Source organism: Novosphingobium sp., from assembly GCF_039595395.1.
Lineage (GTDB): Bacteria > Pseudomonadota > Alphaproteobacteria > Sphingomonadales > Sphingomonadaceae > Novosphingobium.
The window spans coordinates 1,727,352-1,744,595 of sequence record NZ_JBCNLP010000001.1; the positions used below are offsets into that span (position 1 = coordinate 1,727,352).

At 61.9% G+C, this 17,244-nt stretch carries 11 protein-coding genes; 8 read left to right on the forward strand and 3 right to left on the reverse strand.

Translation table 11 applies throughout. From position 1 onward, the window contains the following. Positions 1 to 340: 340 nt before the first annotated feature. Together ABDW49_RS08055 and ABDW49_RS08060 are read right to left on the reverse strand one after the other, a co-directional pair. A complete protein-coding gene (locus ABDW49_RS08055; protein WP_343611037.1) occupies positions 341 to 1,495 on the reverse strand; it encodes a M23 family metallopeptidase in 1,155 nt (384 codons plus the stop codon). 279 nt (positions 1,496 to 1,774) lie between these two features. Beyond that, complete coding sequence (locus ABDW49_RS08060) at positions 1,775 to 2,827, reverse strand: alpha/beta hydrolase (protein ID WP_343611039.1); 1,053 nt, start codon at positions 2,825 to 2,827, stop codon at positions 1,775 to 1,777. A gap of 366 nt (positions 2,828 to 3,193) precedes the next feature. Here ABDW49_RS08060 and ABDW49_RS08065 point away from each other — a divergent pair, with 366 nt between their 5' ends. The 6 genes from ABDW49_RS08065 (at position 3,194) to ABDW49_RS08090 (ending at position 14,278) form a co-directional block, all read left to right on the forward strand. Then, complete coding sequence (locus ABDW49_RS08065; RefSeq protein WP_343611040.1) at positions 3,194 to 5,437, forward strand: TonB-dependent receptor; 2,244 nt, start codon at positions 3,194 to 3,196, stop codon at positions 5,435 to 5,437. 26 nt (positions 5,438 to 5,463) lie between these two features. Next, positions 5,464 to 6,738, forward strand: a complete 1,275-nt coding sequence (locus ABDW49_RS08070) for a metallophosphoesterase (protein WP_343611041.1) — start codon at positions 5,464 to 5,466, stop codon at positions 6,736 to 6,738. Between the two features lie 71 nt (positions 6,739 to 6,809). After that, positions 6,810 to 7,421 (forward strand): helix-turn-helix domain-containing protein, encoded by a 612-nt coding sequence (locus ABDW49_RS08075; RefSeq protein WP_343611043.1) that lies wholly within the window; start codon positions 6,810 to 6,812, stop codon positions 7,419 to 7,421. A gap of 912 nt (positions 7,422 to 8,333) precedes the next feature. Further along, the gene (locus ABDW49_RS08080) at positions 8,334 to 9,140 is read left to right on the forward strand and encodes a sugar phosphate isomerase/epimerase (protein WP_343611044.1); all 807 of its coding nucleotides are present in this window, start codon (positions 8,334 to 8,336) and stop codon (positions 9,138 to 9,140) included. A gap of 113 nt (positions 9,141 to 9,253) precedes the next feature. Then, on the forward strand, positions 9,254 to 11,995 hold the full coding sequence (locus ABDW49_RS08085) for a glycoside hydrolase family 3 N-terminal domain-containing protein (RefSeq protein WP_343611046.1): 2,742 nt from the start codon (positions 9,254 to 9,256) through the stop codon (positions 11,993 to 11,995). 138 nt (positions 11,996 to 12,133) lie between these two features. Beyond that, a complete protein-coding gene (locus tag ABDW49_RS08090; RefSeq protein ID WP_343611047.1) occupies positions 12,134 to 14,278 on the forward strand; it encodes a TonB-dependent receptor in 2,145 nt (714 codons plus the stop codon). 59 nt (positions 14,279 to 14,337) lie between these two features. On the opposite strand, the gene ABDW49_RS08095 is transcribed toward ABDW49_RS08090, so the two are convergent. Then, complete coding sequence (locus tag ABDW49_RS08095) at positions 14,338 to 14,802, reverse strand: MarR family winged helix-turn-helix transcriptional regulator (RefSeq protein WP_343611048.1); 465 nt, start codon at positions 14,800 to 14,802, stop codon at positions 14,338 to 14,340. 128 nt (positions 14,803 to 14,930) lie between these two features. Between ABDW49_RS08095 and ABDW49_RS08100 the strand changes: the two genes are divergently transcribed. Continuing rightward, positions 14,931 to 16,073, forward strand: a complete 1,143-nt coding sequence (locus tag ABDW49_RS08100) for an amidase family protein (protein ID WP_343611050.1) — start codon at positions 14,931 to 14,933, stop codon at positions 16,071 to 16,073. Further along, complete coding sequence (locus tag ABDW49_RS08105) at positions 16,070 to 17,239, forward strand: acyl-CoA dehydrogenase family protein (RefSeq protein ID WP_343611051.1); 1,170 nt, start codon at positions 16,070 to 16,072, stop codon at positions 17,237 to 17,239. Before ABDW49_RS08100 ends, ABDW49_RS08105 begins: the two co-directional genes overlap by 4 nt. The last annotated feature ends 5 nt before the right edge of the window (positions 17,240 to 17,244 follow it).

The window sequence follows — 17,244 nt, forward strand, 5'->3', positions numbered from 1 at the left end:
TTTCTGTTGCGCTTTTGTGGCAAGGGCGGCTGCGCTGGCTGATGGAGCGGCTTTCCATCCCGGTATTCCCGACGGATCCTTGCAATCGCCGCCACAACCAGCATCTCTGTACCCGCCGCCCGAAACCCAAACGGCGGCGCTGCTCATGATGAGATGAAGGGGAGGGCAATTGTGCACGCCGCTCCACAATTCCCGGTGATAGAGGCGAATTCGGGCGTGATCGAGCAGGTCAACCGTGATCGATCTAGTGAATCCTCAAATCTCGAACCGTGCGAAAAGCAGGACCAGAAACTGCTGGAGGGCCTCGATGTATCAATATTCGGGTCTTACGCGTCTGAAATCAGTTTCCGAAGTCGATGACCATCCCATCGAGCGGCAACTGCTGGTTGCGCAGATCCCTCTGGTCGGTCCGGTCCGACATCACCGTGTAATGGTCAATGACATAGGGGAGGCCTTCACCACGCAGCGTGTCGACCGCATCGGTTATCTCCAGATGCAGATGCGGCTCGCGCGCGTCGCCCGATGATCCTATCGCACCGATAAGCTGCCCGCGCCGGACATGATCTCCTGTCTTCACAAGCAGGCTGCCAGCGCGCATGTGAAAATAGTGGGCATATTGGCCATCTCCCAGATCGAGCACGACATGATTGCCGCCCACATTGTCGATTGTGACCGGCACTGCGGGGTGGAAATCGGCGCCATGTCCGGGTGGATTGTCGGGCAGGCCATCGCTTGCTTCGATGACGACAGCATCGGCAACCGCCATCAATGGCTGGCCATAGGCGAAATAGGAGGCGGGCAGATGCGGGTTGCCTTGCCAGGATTGGCCGTTTCTCACCATTTTCCAGTCGATCGCGAAGCGGCGGGAGTCCGTCAGTATGCCGTCGCGGAGGAAGAGCCCCCGACGATGATGGTTGTCAGGATCGCTTCCGGGACCGTCCGCCGCCAGCCAACCGGCTCCGGTGACCGGGCGCCCCAGAATTTTAAGAGGTCCCCGGCCAGGATGGAAAAGGCCAACAGTAACGGCAGTGTTGTCGAGCACAATGCGATGAGCCAGTTGCCGTGGGACCGGGATGCCATCGGGTATCTTGACCTCAAAAAACGCCACCAGTGTACTGCCGGCCGGAAGCTCGGTGGCGGTGGTATGATCGCTGTCGCTACCAATCGTCTGAACTATGCTGGCGAGATTCCGCCCCGCAAAGCGAGCCAAGGGGGGCGACTGAGGGCGCTCCGGATCGAACACTTCGATGCTGCCGAGGCCAATCCGACTCTGCGAGAAATTGGTAAGATAGAGCTCATAGAACAGATGCTGGTTGCCTTCGGAAGGGAAGGCGATGGGCTGGTACGGCACTTCCGCGCGGATCTGCGGAGGCCATGGGGATGGTGTGCTGGCAGCCTGATCGGTTTGCGGCGCTTGCGCCTTGAGGGGAAGCGGCATGGCGCCAAGACTTGCGATCATCAAGGGGGCAATCGCAAAGTTTAAGGCTGCTTTCATCCCGACCTCCGGTGCTGGGCTTTAGACGGGGCATTTTCGTAGACCCGGTGGTTTTCCCCGCTCTGACTTCAGCATGCTTTGCCAGTTAAAGGATAAAACCTGCCCTATGTGTGTTGGTGATTGATGTATGCAATACAGTCCAATCTGTCCATAGGTGGTGGTCGGCACAGAGCCGGTTTTGCCTAAGGGTGAAACATCGCATTCCGAATGAACAATGGGCAGCTATCAAGGGGTTGGATCGAGGCTCTGGATGACGCCTTTGTCAGCGGACCATGATCATTAGGCGAAGGCTTGGCGGAGCGCTTTGATCTTGGCAGCGGTGAAATCTTTAGCCACGCCGGTCGTTGCGCCAATGCCATCGAAGCCGTGAAACGCTCCCGGTACCACCTCCAACTGTGTTGGGACGCCTGCGTCGATCAGGCGGTGGGCATAAGCGATGTCCTCGTTCACGAACAGGTCAACCGAGCCAACGCCGATAAAGGCGGGGGCAAGGCCGGAAAGATCCTGGCATCGCGCTGGCACGGCCTCGACCGGCACTTGAGCAGTACCAGGCGCTTGCCCCAGAAAACTCTGCCATCCGAAGCGGTTTTTCTGCGCATTCCAGATGATGGTGCCAATGGGCGCGGGCGGAGTTGTCACCGTGCCTGTGCGATCGTCCAGCATCGGATAGATCAGGATTTGCGCGACAAGCGCGATCTTGCCGACCTCGCGCGCTTTCAGGGCAAGCAGGGCAGCGTGACCACCACCGGCACTCTCGCCCATGACCGCAATCCTCGCGGCGTCGACACCGAGAGACGAAGCCTGGTTGTGCAGCCATTCCAGCGCGGCATAGGTGTCTTTCGTCGATCCGAGATAGGTGGTTTCGGGCGCCAGACGGTAATCGACCGTGACGATCGTGCAGTTGAGCTCCAGCGCCAGCCTCTGGAGATCGGCGAGCATGTCACTGGCGCTGCCGCTGACAAATCCGCCGCCATGGGTGTGGAGGATCGCCGGGCGCTTCGCTCCAGGCGTGCTGTTGATGACATAAACGGTGACGGGCGGGTTACCAGCCATTCCGGGGACGAGGCGTTTCGCCCATGCTGGCGAGGCCAGCGGTGGCTGCGCCCATCCCCCCATGGCCTGACGTGTGGCCGCCAGCGTTTGGGCTGAAAGCTCCGGCATGGCACCGGCGAGCTTCATCAACTGCGCCGCAAAAGGACGCAGTTCTGGATGCACGAAAGTGAGGCTTTCGTCGTCTGCTGCGTAGGCGGTTGAGCAAAGACTGCCAAGTGTGCAGCTGCCTAAAGCAGAAAGTATGACATGATGAAAGTCTCTGCGAGTTACGCTGCGCATGGCCCATGTCTCCCCGATTTTGCCAAATCGATTAAGTGTTATTGGCGCCCTCCGCAATGATCGTGTTTTTTTGGCCATCCATAGTTCAGCACTATGGATGAGAATGGCGTGCACAGAACATCAATCAGAACTTCAGCCATGTCGAGGCGGTCGGACTCAATCTGCGAATGAACGGTTTATCGGCACGCAATGCCATCGAATCGTCATTAAACGAAATTACGGGACGCATCTGTATCGATATTCTTTCGATCAGGAGAGATTGCATGCCCCCCCCGGAGTCCGCTGCGCCTGAGCACCGCCTCAGGCGCACTTGCCGCCCTGTTTTCGCTTACCTTCGCTGCTGCGGTCCACGCCGAGGACGCAGCTGTGCCCGCCCCTGAACAGGGCGATGACATCCTCGTTACAGCGCGCAAGGTGAAGGAGAAGCTCTCTGACGTGCCGGTGGCGATCACCGCCATCGGTGGCGAGCAATTGCGCGCCAATGACCATATCCGGCTGGAAGATCTCAATCAGCTGGTGCCCAGCACGAATGTGGTGGTCACCAACGGCCACCAGACCAGCATCTCGATCCGTGGCATCGGCAACAATCCGGGCAGCGACGGGCTGGAAAACAGCGCCGGCGTCTTTATGGACGGCGTCTATCTGGGCCGTCCCGGCATGGCGGCTTCGGATCTGATCGACATCAAGCAGGTCGAGGTGCTGCGTGGGCCGCAGGGTACGCTGTTCGGCAAGAACACCACGGCAGGGGCGGTGAACATCACCACCGAATTGCCCGATTTCAAATGGGGCGGGCAGGCGCGGCTTTCCTACGGCAATTACAATTACCAGCAATATCAAGGCTCGGTCACCGGGCCGATCAGTGACACGCTGGCCTTCCGCGCCACCGCCTATCGCACCACGCGCGACGGCACCTTGTATGACACCACCACCGGCCATAAGGAGAACACGCTGGGTCGTGCAGGCGGGCGCCTGCAGCTGCTTTACAAGCCCAGCAGCGATCTCAGCGTGCGCCTGATCGGCGAATATGCCAGCGAGCAGCAAAGTTCGGGTGCGGTCTCGGTGATCCCCAGCATGGGTATCACACCCGCCGCGATCCAGGCCAAGCTGGCCGCCACGGGTGCCAAGCTGACCATCGATCCCACCGGGCAGAGCAGCGCGGCGGGCGGCCCCTTCAGCACCGGTACGCGTCAGGCCGCGACATCGGCCGAGGTCAACTGGTCCTTCGGCAATGGCTTCACGCTCACCTCGCTGAGCGCCTTTCGTTACTGGCAGTACAACTCCGCCTCCGACACCGAGGGCAGCAGCGCCGATGTGATGTATGGCGGCTATCACATCCACGACAAGCAGATCACGCAGGAAGTGCGGCTTGCCATGCCGCGCGTGGCCAACATCGATACGGTGGTGGGGCTCTATTATTTCCGCCAGCAGGTGCATACCGATCAATACACCAGCTATGGTCCCGAAGCGGCCGCCTGGCTGACGGGTATTTCCGATGCGCTGCTGCCCATCTATGCGAAACTGTCCCCGTCGGTGGCCGGCGTGCTGGCCTATAACAACACGCAGTGGGATACTTTCGCCAATCCGCTGACCAACAGCTATGCCGCTTTCGGCCAGGCCAACTGGCATGTGACGCCGCGCTGGAACATCACGGCGGGCGTGCGCGTCACCCATGAAACGCGCAGCGAGGATGTGTTCCGCCCCAATCCGGTCTCGACGACGACCGGGCAGGCGGTTTCCGCGCTGGCCAGCGCTGCAGCAGCTCCGGTTCACGCCGCGATCTCCGACACCGCGCCTTCCTTCCTCTTCAGCACCGATTACCGTCCGGCGCCGGGGCTGATGGTCTATGGCCAGATCTCGCGTGGGCAGAAGGCGGGCGGACTCAACACCACCCTGCCGCCCACAGGATTGGGAGGCAGTTCGCTGGAAGTGCTGCCTGAAACCGCGACCAATTACGAAATCGGTCTGAAGGGCGAGTGGTTTAAGCACCGCCTCACGTTCAACCTCGATGTGTTCCGCACCGATATCCGAAATTATCAGGCCAATGTGCTGGAGACGGTGAACAATCAGACGGTGCAGTTGCTGACCAACGCGGGCGGCGCGCGCACCCAGGGCGTGGAGGCCGAAGCGACGGCTCGTCCCTTCGACGGCCTCTCCTTGCGCGGTTTCGTGGCCTATAATGACGCCAAATATCGCAGCTATGTGAATGGCCCCTGCCCGGTGGAGGTGATCAACCAGTCGACCTGCGACCTGTCCGGCAAGCCCATCGCCGGAGCGCCGCAATGGACGGCCGGCGTCAACGGCACCTATGAACACAAGGTCGGACATGGGCTCGTGGGCTATGTCAGCGGCGAATATGCGTGGCGGTCGAGCTATTTCGCCTCGCTCGACGATTCCGTCCTGACGCGGGCGGGCGATTACGGTCTGCTCAACCTGCGGGTGGGCGTGCATACGGCGGATCAGCGCTGGGACCTGTCCTTCTGGGGCCGCAACGTCACCAACGTTCACTACGCCACCAACTACTTCAATTACGGCACGCTGCTGCCCGGCACTTACGTGGCCTTCTTCGGCGATCCGGCGACCTATGGCGCCACGCTGCGCTTCTCTTTCTGACCCCCCTACGACACGGAGTTTACCCCATGACGTTTCTTCGCACGCTACTGGCGGCCACAGCGCTTGCCTGCACCGCTTCGGCGGCCATCGCCAAGGATGCGACATTCAGCATCGCGGTCATCCCCGACACGCAGAATTACATCGACTACACGCATCAGACGGCGCAGGGCTTCAAGTTCGACGCCCGCGTGATGTTCCTTGATCAGTTGCGCTACATCGCCAGCCGCCTGAAAAGTGCGGGCGGCGATGTGGCCTTCGTGGATTCGCTGGGTGACACCTGGCAGCATCAGAGCCTGAAGATCGATCCGGCGCATGAGGCGCGCGGTTTCAAGCGCGTGCCCAATCCGATGATGGACCAGGGCTTTGCCCCCACGCCCAATGTGCGCGCCATCGAAATGCCCACCGCGCGCGAGGGCTTCTCGATGATCGCGGGCAAGACGCCCTTCTCGGTCGTGCCGGGCAACCATGACTATGACGCCATGTGGACCGATGCCAACCATCCCCCGGCGGCAAAGTTCACCGACATGTCGAGCCTGGGCATGCTGCATTCGGGCGGGCTCGACAACTTCCGCAGCGTTTTCGGCGCTGAAACGCCCTTCTTCAAGGGGCAGCCCTGGTACGTCGCCAGCCATGACGGCGGCGCCGACAGTGCGCAGATCTTCGAGGCGGGCGGCTATCGCTTCCTACATATCGGCCTGCAGTTCGATGCGCCCAACGCTTCGCTGGCCTGGGCCGCGCAGGTGATCAAGGATCATCCCGGCCTGCCGACGATCATTTCGACCCATGATTATCTCGACAACAATGGCGACCGCTTGCCCAATCCGATGATCGACAACCATGCTGTCGACGATGACGACAACACGCCGCAGATGGTGTGGGACAAGCTGATCAGCCAGAACGACCAGATCTTCATGGTGCTGTGCGGCCATGAACACGGTCAGTCGCGCCGCATCGACAACAACCATTTCGGCCATCCGGTGGTCCAGATCCTGGCCGACTATCAGGACCGCCGCCAGACCGCCATCGACGCTGGCGTTCAGCTCCATCAGGGCGAGGGGATCGGCGATGGCTGGCTGCGGTTCCTCACCTTCGATATGGGCGGCAAGGTGCCCACCGTCCATGCGCGGACCTATTCCACCCATTACAAGCGCCAGAGCGTCGATACGCCCGACTATGCCGCGTGGTACAAGGCGGTCGAAAAGCCGAAGATGTCCGATGCCGAATTCCACGGGCAAGACGATTTCACCATCGACCTGCCCGACTTCCGCCAGCGCTTCGGCGCGGGCAAATTGGCCAAGTAAACACTGGCAGGTGGGGGGGGAGGGCCCTAAACAGGCCCTTCCCGCCTTTGCAGACAGGACCATAACAATCCGTGCCGGACGTTTCGCAACAGACTTCGCATGAACAGGAAAGAGGGCGGGGGCGCCCGCGTGACCCTCGCAAGGATGCTGCGATCCGCGATGCCGCCTGGGATGTGTTGGCCGACAGGGGCTATGAAGGCTTGACCTTCGAGGCTGTGGCGGAATTGGCCGGATGCAGCCGTACCACGCTATATCGGCGCTTTGCCTCGAAATCGGCCCTGATCGCGACCATGCTTTATGAGACCTCGCGCGAGGTCGAGCCGCACCTGCCGGAAGGTACGCCGCCCAAGGCGGTTCTCCTGGGCCATGTTGATGCCTTCATCACCTATGTTTCGGGCAAGCGCGGGCGGGGTATTGTCAGCCTGACCGAAGCGATTTCACGCTCGCCCGAATTGCGCGAGATCACCCAGATGCACAAGCGACAGGAACGCGAGCATTATTACACCGCCTTCCGCGCTCTGGCCCCTGATGTGAGTGAGGATCATATGGCCTTCGTGTTCGATACGCTGGTTGGTATGGTGCTGCACCACACTGCAACAGATGTGCGTGACCTTCCTTCGGACAAGCGCGAGGCCCTTGTCGACAGTGCAATCTTCCTACTGCGATGGACTGCCCAAGTCTAACGACACGGCCTTCCGTCGGTACTTCAAAGTTGTTCCCGCGTGCAGACACCTGCAGCCCCAGAAGCGCGTCCGGATGCTGCATGCACGCTCGCTTCCGTTTGTCGATGCGGGCAACGCAACCTCCGCGTCGGCTATGAGGGTTTCAACCGTTCAGCCGCGCTTGCGCCGTTGGTTCAGCCTTCCAGTTGTCACAGAAGGTCACAAAATTAGGTCTGAAACAGTAATTCTTTGAGCTGGGGCAGGTTCTTTCGAAAGGTGTGCCTGCCTGACCAACATGTTTCAAAGTTCTCTCCTTGATAAAATAACAGCTGGAACTGACGGTGTAATTGGTTTCAGAAATGGCGAATTTACCCGCTCACGTACCCGTATACTGGGGGCCTCTCCGCAGTAACGGCATGTCGACCTATTAAGTGAATGTTTGGCGGCTTTTAGGGATATGCTGCGAACAACTGGATCGCATGTTTGCCAGTGGTTCCCGAAATCGACGCACCAGATATACCAATGCGCCTTCGAAGCCATGCCCATTACCCGGCCAGCGAGCAGTGATGTAATTACCGTCGAGGGTAACGCAGGCTGCGCTGCTGTCTTCAGATGTGTCGCGAAAAAAGGTCGGATGTCTTGCGTCGATAATTGGGATGGCGGGCGGGGTTACCCCAGTCACATTCCTGGCAAAGTCGCGCTAAATGGCATATGGATAAAAATCACTTGAATATGACCGTAAAATGGCGCAGCTTCCCTGGAGCAGGCCATGGTCGACCAACAAGGCGATCCGAGAAGGCCTGATGGTCCATGCGATCGGGGAGGCAATCAATGAACCGTCGAGAAACATTGCAAGCTATAGGTGCGGCTGGCCTGCTGGCTTCGGCTGGCTCAGCATTGGCAGCTGAGCGGCGTCAGCCCTGGGGTGTCCAATTGTTCACCGTCCTGGCTCTCCTGGAAAAGGATTTCGCTGGAACGCTGCGCCAATTGGCCGCTCTGGGCTATCGCGAGGTCGAGACCATCGGCAGCTTCGGCCGTCCGCCCGCCGAATTGCGTGCGCTCTTTGAGGGCTGCGGTCTGATTTCCCCATCACAGCATATCGCGCCCGACGATGTCTATGCTTCCTTCGCAGCCTGGACCCGGCGCGAGATCACCACGGACCAAAACCGCGCCAACTATCTGGCCGCCTTCACGCAGGAGCGCACGCTTTCCATTGTGGAAGACGCTATCGTCAAGGCCCATGCGCTTGGCCAGCGCTATGTCGTCTGGCCGATCCTGTTCAAAGAGCAGATGGCCAGCCGCCCGATGCTCGACGGCTGGCTGAAGCTGTTCAACACGGCAGGCGACATGTGCGCGAAGGCGGGTCTGGTCTTTGCCTATCACAACCATGCGCGTGAATTTGCGAAGCTGGGCAACGATCTGATTTACGATCTGATCCTGGCCAACACCAATCCGCGCACCGTGCAGCTGGAGCTGGATTTCTACTGGATCACACAGGCCCATGGCGACCCGTTCGCCTATCTGGAGCGTAACAAGGGCCGGTATTTTGGCTGCCATGTGAAGGACATGTCGGCCACTGGCGATTTCGCCACCGTCGGGCAGGGGACCTTGCCCTTGCCGCGTCTGCTCTCTGCGGCGCGTGCTGCCGGCGTGAAGCATTTTTATGTCGAATATGATCGCTCTGACGATCCGATGGGCGCCATCACCGACAGCATTGCCTACCTGAAACGCCAGGGCTGACCGTAACCGCGAACTTGGGCTTGCCGCGCCATGGGGCATTTGACGCAGGCCAGTTGAGTTGACAATTCAACTAAATTTTCTCCTAATTGTTTTATCAAGTCTTGGAGTCCCTGATGCGCTTTTCCAGTCCTCGCCCTTTATGCCGGACCTCGCGACTGCTCGGCTGTGTCGCTGCCGCGCCGGTGGCACTGGCACTGCTGTCGGGCTCGGCTCTGGCACAGGCTCCCACCACTGAGAGCGCGACCGACACCCGCGCTGCGGCGTTGGTGGCACGCATGACCTCAGCGGAAAAGATCGAGATGATCCGGGGCGTGCAGGAAGGTCCCGTCACCGATCAGGGCGAGGCGGGCTATCTGGGCGGTATTGCGCGCCTTGGCATTCCCGCGCTGCGCATGGCCGATGGCCCTCCCGGCGTGCTGACGCGTGAGCCTTCCATTGCTCCGCCCGCCACCATGGCGCTGGCCGCCACCTTCAGCCGCGCCGATGCGCAGGCCAACGGGCAGGTCATCGCGAAAGAGGCGCAGCGGCTGGGCGTGGATGTGGTGCTTGAGCCCTTCATCAACATTCTGCGCGACACGGCGGTGGGGCGCGGCTGGAACACCTTTGGCGAGGATCCTTTCCTCTCGGGCAAAATGGGCGCCGCGCAGGTTGAAGGCATTCAGAACGAAGGCGTGATGGCGCAGGCCAAGCATTTCGTCGGCTATGACAACACCGGCTACAATATGGTGGCCGACGATCAGACGCTGCATGAAGTCTATCTGGCGCCGTTTCAGGATGTGGTCGATGCCGGCGTGTCCTCGATCATGTGCGCCTACAACAAGGTGGGTGGTCAGTTCGCCTGCGGCAATCACAAGCTGCTGACCGACCAGTTGCGCGGCGAGATGGGCTTCAAGGGTTATGTCACCTCCGACTGGGGCGGCGCGCACAAACCGCAGGATGTGACGGCGGGACTGGACATGGAGATGCCCGGCCTGATGCCCAAGGGCAGCCCGTGGCTGACCATCACCCGCTCTTATTTCGATGGCGATAAGGCTCCCATCGCACCGCTGACCATGGATATGTCGGTACTGGGCTATGTCTTCAGCCGGGCGATGCCCGAGGACAGCACACCGGCAACGGCGGCGGGCGGCAGCGCGCGCGCGGCGGCCATGCATGGTCAGTTTCCTGACGATCCCGCGCCGATCAACATGGCTACGGCCCTGTCGCGCGGGCTGGTGAGCCAGAAGGCGGTCGATCAGGCGGCCTATCGCGTGCTGCATGAAATGAACCGCTTCGGCTATCTGGACGGCAAGACCCACCAGCCGACCCATCTGGCCCCCGCGCCCGAAAGCGAGGCCATCATCGTCAAAACGGCGCGTGATGCGGCGGTTCTGCTCAAGAATGAGGGCGGTATCCTGCCCTTGACCCCGTCGGATATGGATGGACTGGCGCTGGTGGGGCCGGGCGCCAATCAGGTGGTGGCGCTGGGCATCAATGCCGAGCATTCGCTGGGCATCGTTGCGACCCAGCGCGGCACTGTGGATGTGCTGAAGGAGCGTCATCCCGGCAAGGAGATCGCCTTTGCCGTGGCCAATGACATGACCGGCACGCCGATCCCGGCCTCGGCCTGGGGTGAGGGGCTGACGCGCTATCGGGATGGCACGCCGGTGGGCCGCGATGCTGCGCTGGATTTCACCGCGACATCGGGCAAGGCGCTGCCGGCCGATAGCACGCTGAGCTGGAAGGGCGAGCTGACCGTGCCCGCTGCCGGCACCTATGGGCTTTACCTGCAGGTGCTGGGGTCGAATGCCGAGTTGATCGTCGATGGCAAGCCGCTGTCGCACACCGCCTCGATGACCGGCGCGCGCCATGGCGATACGGTGCAGGCGGGGCAGGACAATCTGCTGCCCACCACCGACGGGCTGGACAATGTGCGCCGCGATGTGGCGCTGAGCGCGGGCCGGCACAGCATCGAGCTGCGCACCTTCAGCGACACCTCGCATGCTCCGGTGCAGGTTCGTCTGGCCTGGATGACGCCCGAGCAGAAGGCCGCCAATGTCCATCAGGCTGTCGAGAAGGCGGCCTCGGCAAAGAAGGCCGTGGTCTTCGTCTGGGTGCGCCAGAGCCCGGTCTTCGGCATTCCGGGCGACCAGAATGCGCTGGTCGAGGCGATTGCCGCGCGCAATCCCAACACCATTGTCGTGCTCAACACCAGCCTGCCGGTGGCCATGCCGTGGCTCTCTAAGGTGAAGGCTGTGGTCAACATGTGGTGGCCGGGCGACAAGGGCGGGGAGGCGACTGCCGATATTCTGGAAGGGCGCGCCAGCCCCGCCGGGCGCCTGCCCTTCACCTGGGGAGAGGCCCTGGCCGATTATCCCACCCATGACCCCGCACATCCCGAGCGCAGCAAGCCTGCCGCCGATGGCGCGGTGGTCTATTCCGAAGGCATCGATGTTGGCTATCGCGGCTTTGAGCGCAAGGGCGTCAAGCCGCTCTATCCCTTCGGCTATGGGCTGAGCTACAGCCATTTCGACTATGCCGGGCTGAAGGTATCGCCTGCCGGGGACGGGGGGCTGGATGCTTCCTTCACCGTCACCAACAGCGGCAAGGTGGCTTCCGATGAAGTGGCGCAGGTCTATCTGGGGGCGCCTCAGTCCTCGCCCGCGCCAGTCGCGGTCAAGGCGCTGGCAGGCTTTGACCGTATCACGCTGGCCCCAGGTGAGAGCCGGATGGTGACGGTGCATGTCCCGGCCCGCAGCCTGCAATATTGGAACAGCAGCACGCATGCATGGACATTTGTGCCGGGCGAAAGGAGCGTTCTGGTGGGCGGCTCGTCTCAGGATATCCGGTTAAGCGCCAAGGTTTCCAAGCGGTGACGATGTAAGGGCGCTGTCCCTCGCCAAAGGGGCAGCGCGGTATGCGCTTGTGTAAATGAATGAATATTCACCTGATTGATCAATTTATAGATGCGTGACGGGATCGCGCCCAAGATAAGGGGAAGAACCATGAGGACGATGCAGAAAACTCTTGCCGCCGCCGCCATGGCCGGTGCCAGCCTGCTGGTGATGGGTCAGGCCCACGCCCAGAGCGCGCCTGCCGCCGATGCGCCCGCCGCCTCGGGCGTGAGCGACATCGTGGTGACCGCGCAGAAGCGCGAAAGCACCGCGCAGAAGACCGCTGTGGCCATGACCGTCTTCGATGCCAAGGCGCTGACCCGCAACAATGTCGCCACGCTGCAGGACATGACCAAGCTGGCGCCCTCGGTCAGCCTGGGCCAGAACTCGGCCGCTGTCGTCGTGGGCATCCGTGGCGTGTCCAGCCGTGACACCAATGAAATCGCCGATCCCGCCATTGCCATCAGCATCGACGGCTTTTCGATCCAGCGCCCCACCGGCCTGTCGGACGCGGTCTTCGATCTGGAGCGCGTCGAAGTGCTGCGCGGACCGCAGGGGACGCTTTACGGCCGCAGCGCCACAGGCGGCGCGATCAACTTCATCACGGCCAAGCCCAAGGACCATTTCGAGGCCAGCGCCTCGGTGGGCTATGGCAATTACAATGCGCTCACCACGCAGGGCATGATCAACGTTCCGGTCAGCGACACGCTGGCAGTGCGCGCCTCCTTCGCCACCACCAGGCATGACGGCTATCGCACGGCCGAGGGCCTTGGCCAGAACGGCGACGATGCCGATTCCAGCGCGGCCCGTCTGAGCGTGCTTTGGAAGCCGATCGACCGCCTCAAGATCCAGCTTACCGGCCAGATTTCGAAGATGTCGGGCGTAGGTCCCACGGTCGAGGGTTTTGCCTTCACCACGGTGGACAGGAGCTATCGCCCCAATCTGCAGATCAACGGCACGCCGCACAGCAATCCCGCGCAGTATATCAGCAACACCATCAAGTCGGTGCAGGCTGATGTGGAATATGATCTGGGCTTTGCCACCGCCATGTACATCGGCGGCTATCGCGACATGAACTATCATCAGTTGCGCGATCTGGACGGCACCACCAACGCCAGCAACTATTATCAGCCCAACGAGAACCCGCGCGATCAGCAGCATGAGGTCCGCCTCGTCTCCAATGGCACGGGCCGCTTCAAATGGCAGATGGGCGCCAATTACTTCAACGAAGACAACAAGCTGCTCACCTATTATCAGACTTACGCCACCTCCAGCACGCCGACCAACCGCTACATCTTCGATTACAGCGTGAATGCGCGGTCCGAAGGCGTGTTCGGCCAGGCGTCCTATGAGCTGATCGACGGGCTGACGGCGGAAGCGGGTATCCGCTATTCCCACGATACCAAGAGCCGCAGCGGCTATCAGAACCTGGGCGCGGGCAATGTGCCGCAGGATGGTTACGTCGCCAGCAGCAAGGTGACCTATCACACCGCGCTCAACTGGCAGGCGACGCCGCGCAATCTGGTCTATGTGAAGTATGACACCGGCTACAAGCCCGGCGGCTTCACCACCATCTTCGGCACCGGCGTGTTCGACTATGCGCCCGAAACGATCAGCGCGGTCGAGGCGGGCACCAAGAACCGTTTCCTCGACAACAAGCTGCAGCTCAACGTCTCGGCCTTCCACTACAACTACAGCAACCAGCAGGTCTCGGTGGTCAATCCCTCGGGTTCCTCGGCGGGCGCGGGCACCAGCTATGTGATCAATGCCGGTCGCTCGGAGATCTATGGTCTGGAAGTGGAAGGCGTGCTGGCGCTGACCCCGCGTGACAGCCTCGACCTGTCGACCAGCTATCTGCATGGCCGTTTCAAGGATCTGTGCACCGTGCATTCAACCACGGGGGCCTGCACCACCAATTTCGCGGGCAACCGTGCGGTGCAGGCGCCGACCTGGATGATCAATGCGGGTATCCAGCATGACTTCAGCTTCCTGCAAGGCAAGCTGACGCCGCGCATGCAGACCCACTATGAAAGCTATTCCTATCTCGGCATCGAGAACTACGGCTATCAGCGCAACGACGGCTATTTTCGCAGCGATGCCATGCTGACCTATGAGGCGCCGGGCGCCAAGTGGAACCTGCAGGCCTATGTGCGCAATCTGGAAAATGCCGTGGTCATCACCACCGCCAATGCCAGCTTCGGCGCCTATAATTATGCTCTGGCCGCGCCGCGCACCTACGGCATCAAGCTGACCTACAACTGGTAACAGTCATGAGGGGGAGCGGCGCCGGTCCTCGAAAAACCGGCGCCGTATCCACCAGCGGATCAATCCGACAGATTATAGGACAGGCGTTGCAACAGGGCATTGAGCATATCGATCTCGCCCGCCTCGACATTCTCGAAGGCGCGGCGATAGATGCGATTGGCCGCTTTCCAGGCCTGCTCGCCGGCTTCGCGCCCGGCTTGAGTCAGGCGCACTTCGGTGACGCGGCCATCGGTGGCGCTCTGCTGCGAGACGACGAGCCCATCGACCTGCATGCGCTGGATGATCTTGGTCATCGTGGGCAGCTTGACGATGGCATGATCGGCAATCTCGCTGACGCTGAGCACATCGCGGTTGCGCAAGGACATCAGCACCCGCCAGCGCGGCACGTCGAGGCCGATCGCCTTCAGGGTAAGTTCGATGCGCTGCAGATAATGGCCTGTGAAGCGGGTCAGCCAATAGAACGGCCATTGCTCCATGCGGAACTCGTCGGGATCGGTCGGGGTGGTCACCGGCGTGTCGGCCATGGTCTCGTCTCTTGTTGAAGGGCAGCCTTACGGCCCTGTTGATCGGCTCCTATCCTTGGCCACGATACCTTTCAACAAGCAAGTGATAAATAAGTTGACTATTCACGTAAAAGCACAGTATGAATCCTATGCTCAACCTCACTTCCTCCATGTTCGTCGAAACCTATCCGACCGAAGGCGCCATGCCGACAGTCGCGATCAAGGACTGCATCGACATCGCCGGACGCGTCACCGCCTGCGGATCGCGCGCTCTGGCTGACAGTCAGCCGGCGCCGCGTCATGCCGCCGTGGTTCAGGCGCTGGCCGATGTCGGTTGGCGCATCGCCGCCAAGGCATCCATGCATGAGCTGGCCTATGGCATGACCGGCATCAACGGCTGGACCGGAACCGTGCCCAATCCGCTCTATCCGGGCAGAATTGCGGGGGGATCCTCCAGCGGATCGGCGGCGGCGGTCGCGGCCGGGCTGGTCGATGTGGCGCTGGGCTCGGATACGGGCGGATCGGTGCGTCTGCCTGCGGCCTGCTGCGGGGTGATCGGCCTCAAGCCCACCTATGGGCGGCTTAGCCGCGACGGCGTGCATCCGGCGCATTCCTCGCAGGATTGCGTCGGCGTCTTTGCGCGCTCGCTCGATCTGCTGGACAGGGCCATGGCGCTGATGGACCCGATTTATGGTCAGGCCGAGGCTGGGCCGATGCGGATCGGCACGGTGATTGCCGAGGCCGATGAAGAGATCGCTCAGGCTGTGGCCGGGGCCGTCACAGCATCGCCGCACAGCGTAAGGCCATTTTACCTGCCGCTGATGCAGGAGGCTTTCGAGGCCGGGGTCATCCTGATGGCTGCCGAGGCGCATGAGGCCTATGCCCATCTGCTCTCCTCCGGCTTGCTGGGGGCCGATGTGGAGGCACGGCTGCGCGCCGCGCCCGCCGTGGCCACGCCGGACAAGGTCGCCTGGGCCCAAGGCATCCGCCGCGATGTTACGCTGGCGATCGATGCGGCGCTGACGGCTTGCGACATTCTGGCGCTGCCCACGCTGCCGGCCTTTCCCCCGATGCTCGACGATCTGGGCGATCCGGCAGCGGTTCTGCGTCTTTCGGCGCTGGTGCGTCCCTTCAACCTCTCCGGCCATCCGGCGCTTTCGCTGCCGCTGGCCACGCCGTCGGGGCGTCCGGCTGCGCTGCAACTGGTCGCCGCCAAGGGGCAGGACGCGCGGTTGAGCGCGGCAGCCCGACACATCCCCTTTATCGATATCACGACAAGGACAAACGCATGATCGCGGCTGCTGCACAGGATGCCACCGCCCCGGCCCAAGCCCCGGAGGCCTTGGCCATCCATGATGATTTCATCGCGCGCCTGAAAGCCCGCCGCGCCGAATTTGCCGCGCTGGGCCAGCTGCCTGCCGACGTGGTGGAGGATTTGCGCAAGCTGGGTGTCTATCGCGCGCTGGTGGCGCGGCGCTATGGCGGCGATGAATGCTCGCCGATGGCCTTTCTCGAGATGGTCGAGCGCCTGTCGCAGGCCGATGGTTCGGTGGGCTGGGTGGCCAGCTTCGGCGTGTCCTGCATGTATCTGGCCTCGCTGCCCGAGGCGACCTTGCGGCAGCTTTATGCGAACGGCCCCGATGTGATTTTTGCCGGAGCATTGTTTCCTCCGCAGGAGGCACAGCGCGTCGCGGGCGGCATTCAGGTTTCCGGCCGCTGGAAATTCGGCAGCGGCTCGACCGGGGCCGATCTGATCGGCGTGGGGGTCAAGCTTGCCGATGCCGATGACGGCGGCCTGCCGCGCATGGCGGTGATGCCCGCGCACAAGGTCACCATAGAGCCCAATTGGGACGTGATCGGCCTGCAGGGCACGGGCAGCCACGATCTGCTCGTCGAGAATGTGATCGTGCCCGAGGAATGGACCTTCGTGCGCGGTGGCACGCCGACCATTGACAGCCCGCTCTATCGTTATCCTTCCATGGCCTTTGCCGCGCAGGTGCTGGCGATTGTCGGTCTGGGCGTGGCGCGTGCTGCTCTGGATACGATCACGCAGATGGCCGGTGGCCGCGCCTCGATCACCGGCGCCCCCACGCTGGCCGACCGCGCCTATGTGCAGAGCGAAATCGCCAAATCCGAAGCCGCGCTGCGCTCGGCCCGTGCCTTCTTCTATGAGGTGACGCAGGATGCCTGGGCCACGCTGGAAGCGGGGGAGACGCTGAGCGTCAAGCAGACCGGCCTGTTGCGTCTGGCCTCCACCCATGCCGCGCGCGCGGGCGCCGATGTTACCCAGAAGGCCTTCACCCTCTCGGGTACCACCGGCATCTATCGCGACCATGCTTTGGCGGGACAGTTGCAGGATGCGCTGGTCGTCGCCCAGCACGCCTTCCTGTCGGAAGGCACCTGGCAGAATGCGGGCAAGGTGTTGCTTGGCCTGCAGAATGCTCCCGGTTTTCCCTGAAAGGT